The sequence below is a fragment of the Nocardioides terrae genome, from assembly GCF_900112345.1.
Lineage (GTDB): Bacteria > Actinomycetota > Actinomycetes > Propionibacteriales > Nocardioidaceae > Nocardioides > Nocardioides terrae.
The window spans coordinates 36,107-42,286 of the sequence record NZ_FOLB01000018.1 but is presented as its reverse complement, the minus strand read 5'-3'; the positions used below and the strand labels follow the sequence as shown (position 1 = coordinate 42,286).

General features: G+C 70.7%; 5 protein-coding genes. 3 read left to right on the top strand and 2 right to left on the bottom strand.

The window, feature by feature from the left end; all coding sequences use genetic code 11:
• Positions 1 to 96: 96 nt before the first annotated feature.
• Positions 97 to 672: a DinB family protein gene (locus BM236_RS17590; protein ID WP_091126466.1), complete on the bottom strand. Its 576-nt coding sequence runs from the start codon at positions 670 to 672 to the stop codon at positions 97 to 99.
• On the bottom strand, positions 669 to 1,994 hold the full coding sequence (locus tag BM236_RS17585) for an MATE family efflux transporter (protein WP_091126464.1): 1,326 nt from the start codon (positions 1,992 to 1,994) through the stop codon (positions 669 to 671). The genes BM236_RS17590 and BM236_RS17585 overlap by 4 nt, the downstream gene beginning before the upstream one ends.
• 402 nt (positions 1,995 to 2,396) lie before the next feature.
• Here BM236_RS17585 and dnaB point away from each other — a divergent pair, with 402 nt between their 5' ends.
• The 3 genes from dnaB to BM236_RS17570 all read left to right on the top strand — a co-directional run bounded on the left by dnaB (position 2,397) and on the right by BM236_RS17570 (position 6,160).
• Positions 2,397 to 4,358 (top strand): replicative DNA helicase, encoded by a 1,962-nt coding sequence (dnaB, locus tag BM236_RS17580; RefSeq protein ID WP_425434216.1) that lies wholly within the window; start codon positions 2,397 to 2,399, stop codon positions 4,356 to 4,358.
• Between the two features lie 142 nt (positions 4,359 to 4,500).
• Positions 4,501 to 5,508 carry an RNA polymerase subunit sigma-70 gene (locus tag BM236_RS17575; protein ID WP_245750410.1) on the top strand — a complete coding sequence of 336 codons (1,008 nt, stop codon included), beginning with the start codon at positions 4,501 to 4,503 and terminating at the stop codon, positions 5,506 to 5,508.
• 79 nt (positions 5,509 to 5,587) lie between these two features.
• A complete protein-coding gene (locus BM236_RS17570; RefSeq protein WP_091126458.1) occupies positions 5,588 to 6,160 on the top strand; it encodes a dihydrofolate reductase family protein in 573 nt (190 codons plus the stop codon).
• The last annotated feature ends 20 nt before the right edge of the window (positions 6,161 to 6,180 follow it).

Here is a 6,180-nt window from a genome sequence, read left to right as displayed (position 1 = left end):
ATACGCGCCTCACGGCTTCGCAGGCTCAGCCCTGGCGCACTCGACCTCCCCGCCTCATCCGCCGCCTCGCAGGCTCGGCGGCGGGGCGGTGATGCTTCAGTACCGCTCGGCGAGCGCGGTCAGCTTGGCGACGTACGCCGGCCAGTCGTAGCCGTCGGGGACGTTGTCGCCCGGCCTGCGCCAGCCGACGGCCCCGTCGATCCCCTCGCGGAGGATGTCGACCTGGCCGCCGTGCTGGCAGAGGTCGTTGAAGTTGTGGATCAGGATCTCGTGCAGGGTGACCGCCCGGCCGCCCCAATGCTCGACGTGGCCGACCGCATCGAGGTCGAGCAGCTCGACGGTCTCCTCCGCGTGGGCGATCACCCGTCGGTAGAGGTCGATGATGCCTGCCAGCGTCTCGTGCTCGGTCGCGAACCAGTCCGTCTGAGGGTCGACGTCGTAGGACTCCTCGGGGACCAGCTCGTGCTCGCCGGGGAAGGGCCGGTCGAAGGTGAGGCCGAGGTAGATCGCCTCGACGTTCAGGACGTGCTTGACGATGCCGAGCAGGTTGGTCCCAGTCGGGGTCCGCGGCATCCGCGCATCGCGCTCGGAGAGGTCCTCGACCTTCCCGATGAGCGCCTCGCGCCGCTCGCGGTAGTACCGCTGCCAGACGGCCTTCGGATCTGTGGTCATGGAGCGACGCTAGTGGCGGCGCCGGTGACCAGCCACCGAGTTCCGCGCGCCCGGTGCACCAGCACCACGAGGCGGGCGCCCATGAAGATCGCCGAGAACGCGACCCACACCACGACGAGCGACGGGTGCAGCAGGACGACGACGGGCGCATAGACGGCGAGGGTGACCAGGCCGCCGTAGGCGAGGTAGCGGCCGTCCCCGGCGCCGATCAGCACGCCGTCGAGGACGAAGACGATCCCGCAGACCGGCTGGCCGATCGCCACCACGATCAGGACGGGGACGAGCAGGTCACGTACGGCATCGTCGCCGGTGAAGAGCGCGCCCAGGAACGGGCTCACCGCGACGACGGCGACCCCGGTGACCACGCCCGAGACCACCCCCCACCAGACCATTCGCGCGGCGATCGACCGGGTGCGCTCCACGTCTCCGGCGCCGAGCGACCGGCCGGTCAGTGCCTGCGCGGCGATGGCGATCGCGTCGAGGACGAACGCCAGGAAGGTCCAGAGCGTGAAGGCGATCTGGTGGGTCGCGAGCTGGGTGTCCTGGTCGGTGCCGGAGACCAGCGTGACGGCGTACGTCGTGACGAGCAGCGCGGCCCGGAGGGTGAGCGTGCGGACCACGAGCGCGACACCGGAGCGCGCCGCCTGCCGGATGCCGGGCAGGTCAGGCCGCAGGGACGCGTGGTGGCGGCGGGCGCCCCGGACGACGACGGCGACGAGCGTGGCGGCGGAGAGCGCCTGGGCGATCACCGAGCCGGTCGCGGAGCCCGCGATGCCGAGGTCGAGCCCGTAGACCAGCAGGAGGTTGAGGCAGACATTGGCGACGTTGCCGCCGATGGCGACGAGCATGGGTGTGCGGGTGTCCTGCAGGCCGCGGAGGACGCCGGTGGCGGCGAGCATCACGAGGAGCGGGGTGACGCCGAGGGCGGCGATGCGCAGGTAGGTGGTCGCCTCGTCGACGACAGCGCCGTGCGCGCCGACGGCCCTGGCCAGCGGCCGGGCGGCGAGCACGGCGGGGACCGTGACGAGCGCGCCGATGAGGACGGCCAGCCAGAGCCCGTCGACGCCTTGGGCGACGGCGCCGCGCACGTCACCCGCGCCCACCCGACGCGCGACGCTCGCGGTGGTGCCGTAGGCCAGGAACACGCAGATCCCGACGATGGTCTGCAGCACGACGCCCGCGATGCCCAGGCCGGCGAGCGGTGCCGTGCCCAGGTGGCCGACGATGGCGGAGTCGGCCAGCAGGAACAGCGGCTCGGCCACCAGGGCCAGGAAGGCCGGGACCGCCAGCCGGAGGATCTCGCGGTCGGGGGTGCGGTCCATGTCAGAGCACCCTAGGCGCGACGTCCGACCGGTGGATAACCGGGGGATAACTAGTGCGGGATGACCCGACCGGGTGCTTTGTCGACAAACAGGCCGGAAACGACCGGATGGCCCGGAAGTGAACTGGATCACGGCCGAAGTATTTCTGCTCCACACCCCTGGGAGGGCCGTTCCTGCAGGTCAGAGGGCCTTTCGCCGTCAGAGCAGAATGCGGGTCCACAGGCGCGTCCCCAGGTCGTGCACATGCCACCGCGTGTCGTCCACGGGGATTCCCAGGTTATGCACACCCCCCTGTGGACAAGGTGATTTCGCGGCGGCACCGATGGGACCTACGGTGACACGTCCGCGCACCCGCAGCAGCCTCTTCCGAGGCGCGCCGAGTGAGGTCGCGCGGGGTTGTCCATGGTCGCGTCTAGCGTGCAGGACAAGAGGGTCGAGTCGTCGAGCGGTGCGGAGGAGCGAGCAGTGAGCGTCACCGAGTCCGACTCCCGCAGCATCCCGGAGCCGCCCTTCGAGGAGTGGGGCGACGGGCCCGTCGCCTTCGAACCGGGCGAGCGTCGCAACTCCTCGCCGACCGACCGGACGCCTCCGCAGGACATGGCGGCCGAGCAGTCCGTGCTCGGCGCGATGCTCATCTCCAAGGACGCCATCGCCGACGTCACCGAGGAGATCCGGGGCGTCGACTTCTACCGACCCGCCCACGAGACGATCTTCGACGTCGTCATCGACCTCTACGGCCGCAACGAACCGGTCGACATGGTCACGGTCGCCGCGGAGCTGCAGCGTCGCGGCGAGCTGCAGCGGATCGGTGGGGCGCCGTACCTCCACACCCTGGCCGCCAACGTGCCGATCGCCTCCAACGCGGCGTTCTACGCCGAGATCGTCAAGGAGAAGGCGACGCTGCGTCGCCTGGTCGAGGCCGGCACCAAGATCGTGCAGATCGGCTATGCGGGTGAGGGCGACGTCGACGACATCGTCGACGAGGCGCAGGCCGAGGTCTTCCGGCTCACCGAGAAGCGCGCCAGCGAGGACTACGCCCCGCTGAGCGACATCATGGGCGGCGTCCTGGACGAGATCGAGGCGATCTCCAACCGCGAGGCGGGGATCTATGGCATCCCCACCGGCTTCGCCGACCTCGACGAGCTCACCAACGGCTTCCACGGCGGGCAGATGATCATCGTCGCGGCGCGTCCCGCGATGGGCAAGGCGCTCGCCCTCGACACCGTCCTGCCCACGCCGGGCGGCCGGACCACGATGGGCGAGGTGGCCGTCGGCGACCTGCTGCTCGACGCCCACGGTCGACCGACGCGCGTGGTCGCGGCGACCGAGGTGCTGATCGACCGTCCGTGCTACTCGCTGCGCTTCTCCGACGGGTCGGTGATCGTCGCCGACGCCGAGCACCAGTGGCTCACCACGCCTCTGGTCACCGACGGGGGCTCGGACGGCGGCTCGACCCCTGCGGATCCGGCCCCGGCGAGCATCGACGGCTCCTCCGCCGCCATCCGTACGACGGCCGAGCTGGCCGACTCCGTGACCCGGATCCACACGATCACGACTCCGGACGGCTACCTCGTGAAGGTCGAGGAGGTCCGCTCGGTGCCGAGCGTGCCGGTGCGTTGCGTCCAGGTCGACAACGACGAGCACCTCTACCTCGCCGGCCCGACCGGGATCCCCACCCACAACTCGACGCTGGCGCTCGACTTCTGCCGCGCGGCGTCGATCCACAACAACCTGACCAGCGTCTTCTTCAGCCTGGAGATGAGCCGCTCCGAGATCACCATGCGCCTGCTCAGCGCCGAGGCGAAGGTGCCGCTCAACCACATCCGCAACGGCAACATGACCGACGAGGACTGGAACAAGCTCGCCCGCAAGATGGGCGAGGTCTCCTCCGCGCCGATGTTCATCGACGACTCGCCCAACCTGACGATGATGGAGATCCGCTCCAAGGCTCGGCGGCTCAAGCAGAAGCACGACCTCAAGCTGATCGTGCTCGACTACCTCCAGCTGATGAGCTCGGGCAAGAAGGTCGAGTCGCGCCAGCTCGAGGTCTCGGAGTTCTCCCGGCAGATCAAGCTGCTCGCCAAGGAGCTCGACGTCCCGATCATCGCGCTCTCCCAGCTCAACCGTGGTTCCGAGCAGCGCGCCGACAAGCGCCCGATGGTCTCCGACCTGCGTGAGTCGGGGTCGCTCGAGCAGGACGCCGACATGGTCGTCCTCCTCCACCGCGACGACGTCTACGAGAAGGAGTCGACCCGCCCGGGCGAGGCCGACGTCATCGTGGCCAAGCACCGCAACGGCCCGACCCGCGACATCGTGGTGGCGTTCCAGGGTCACTACAGCCGCTTCGTCGACATGGCGCACTGACGATCCGAGCCGGCCCCGGCGTGGCACCGGTTGGCCGAGCAAGAGGGCGCCTGTGGGCGATCGGCGCGGCTCGGAGCGTTCCCGACGCGTCCGGATCGCCCAACGCCGCACTGGAACGCCCACAATGCGAGAGGATCCGACGGTGACCGGCGACCTGATCTCCCGCGCACGAGCGGGGGACGAGGACGCGTTCCGGGCACTGACCGATCCGCATCACCGCGAGCTCCAGGTGCACTGCTACCGCATGCTGGGCTCGGTGCAGGACGCCGAGGATGCGCTGCAGGAGACGCTGGTGTCCGCGTGGCGCGGCCTGACGGGCTTCGACGAGCGGTCTTCGGTCCGGACCTGGCTCTACCGGATCGCGACCAACATCTGCCTCAACGCGATCAGGACCACCAGGCGACGGCCCGTGAAGGCGTGGGACGTCCCGGGCGTCGTACCTCCCGAGCCGACGCGGCTCGGAGGGACCAGCTGGCTCGGCCCGTTCCCGGACTCGCTCCTCGGCGATCCCGGGGACCTCCCGGCGGGTCCCGAGGCCCGCTACGAGCAGTCCGAGTCCATCTCCCTGACGTTCGTCGCGGTGCTGCAGATGCTGCCCCCGCGGCAGCTCGCGGTCCTGGTGCTGCGTGACGTCATGGGGTTCAGGGCCCACGAGGTCGCCGAGATGCTCGGGGTGACCGTGTCCTCGGTCACCAGCGCGCTGAACCGGGCCCGAGCCGCGCTGGAGCGTCGGCGGCCGGCGCTGCGCTCCGTCGCCCGGGCCTCCGCCGCGGGCACGAAGGTCGAGGAGGCGCTCGCGGCGCGGTTCGTGCGGGCCTACGAGGCGGCCGACGTGCCGGCGCTGGTGGAGCTGTTCACCGACGAGGTGTTCCTGTCGATGCCGCCGCTACCGCTCGAGTACGTCGGCCGCGACGCCGCCGCGCAGTTCTTCGCGCTCCTGCTGCGCCCGGACCGGCGCTACCGGTTGGTCCCCTCGCGCGCCAACGGCGCCGCCGCGTTCGGCGCGTACGTGGTCGGGCCGGACGGAGCCCGTCGGGCGACCGGGCTGTTCGTCGTCGAGCTCAGCGGCGAGCGGATCGCGGCTCTCACCCGGTTCGAGAGCACCGAGCTGGCCCGGTTCGGGCTGCCGCTCACGCTCCCCGCCGGCTGAGATCTCCGACCAGCGCACAGTTCCTTGCCGTCGCGGTGTCGATACCGACGACCGACCACCAACCGCGAAGGGAACCACCATGGGCACGATCGTGATCACGAGCAACATCTCACTCGACGGGGTCGTCCAGGACCCCGACGGCCAGGAGGGCTTCGTCCGGGGCGGCTGGTTCCAGGCCCACGGCGGGCCGGACCTCGCCGCGTGGGCCGAGCTCGAGACCGCCGAGGCGCTCGAGGCGGACGCCGTCCTGCTCGGCCGCGCCAGCGACGAGTGGTTCGGCTCCCGCTGGAACGGGCGCGACGGCGAGTGGGCGGAGCGACTGAACGCGCTGCCGAAGTACGTCGTGTCCTCGACCGTGGAAGCGGCCTGCTGGACCAACGGCACCGTGCTGCGCGGTGACGTCGTCGACGAGGTGAAGCGCCTGAAGAGCGAGGTCGCCGGCGAGATCGTCGTCTACGCCAGCAACCAGCTCGTCCGGACGCTGATCGAGCAGCGGCTGGCGGACGAGCTGCGCCTCGTCGTCTTCCCCGTCGTCCTCGGGAGCGGCACCCGGCTCTTCGAGGACACGGCAGGCCCGGTAGGCCTGCGGCTCCGGGAGTCGCGCAGGCTGGGCGAGAACCTGACGTTCGTGTCCTACGCCATCGTCGGCTGAGGCCCGGACTTCCGCGCCCG

Coding starts and splice junctions, on each gene's coding strand:
- BM236_RS17590 (WP_091126466.1), bottom strand. CDS start 672: ATGACCACAGATCCGAAGGCCGTCTGGCAGCGGTACTACCGCGAGCGG.
- BM236_RS17585 (WP_091126464.1), bottom strand. CDS start 1,994: ATGGACCGCACCCCCGACCGCGAGATCCTCCGGCTGGCGGTCCCGGCC.
- dnaB (WP_425434216.1), top strand. CDS start 2,397: ATGGTCGCGTCTAGCGTGCAGGACAAGAGGGTCGAGTCGTCGAGCGGT.
- BM236_RS17570 (WP_091126458.1), top strand. CDS start 5,588: ATGGGCACGATCGTGATCACGAGCAACATCTCACTCGACGGGGTCGTC.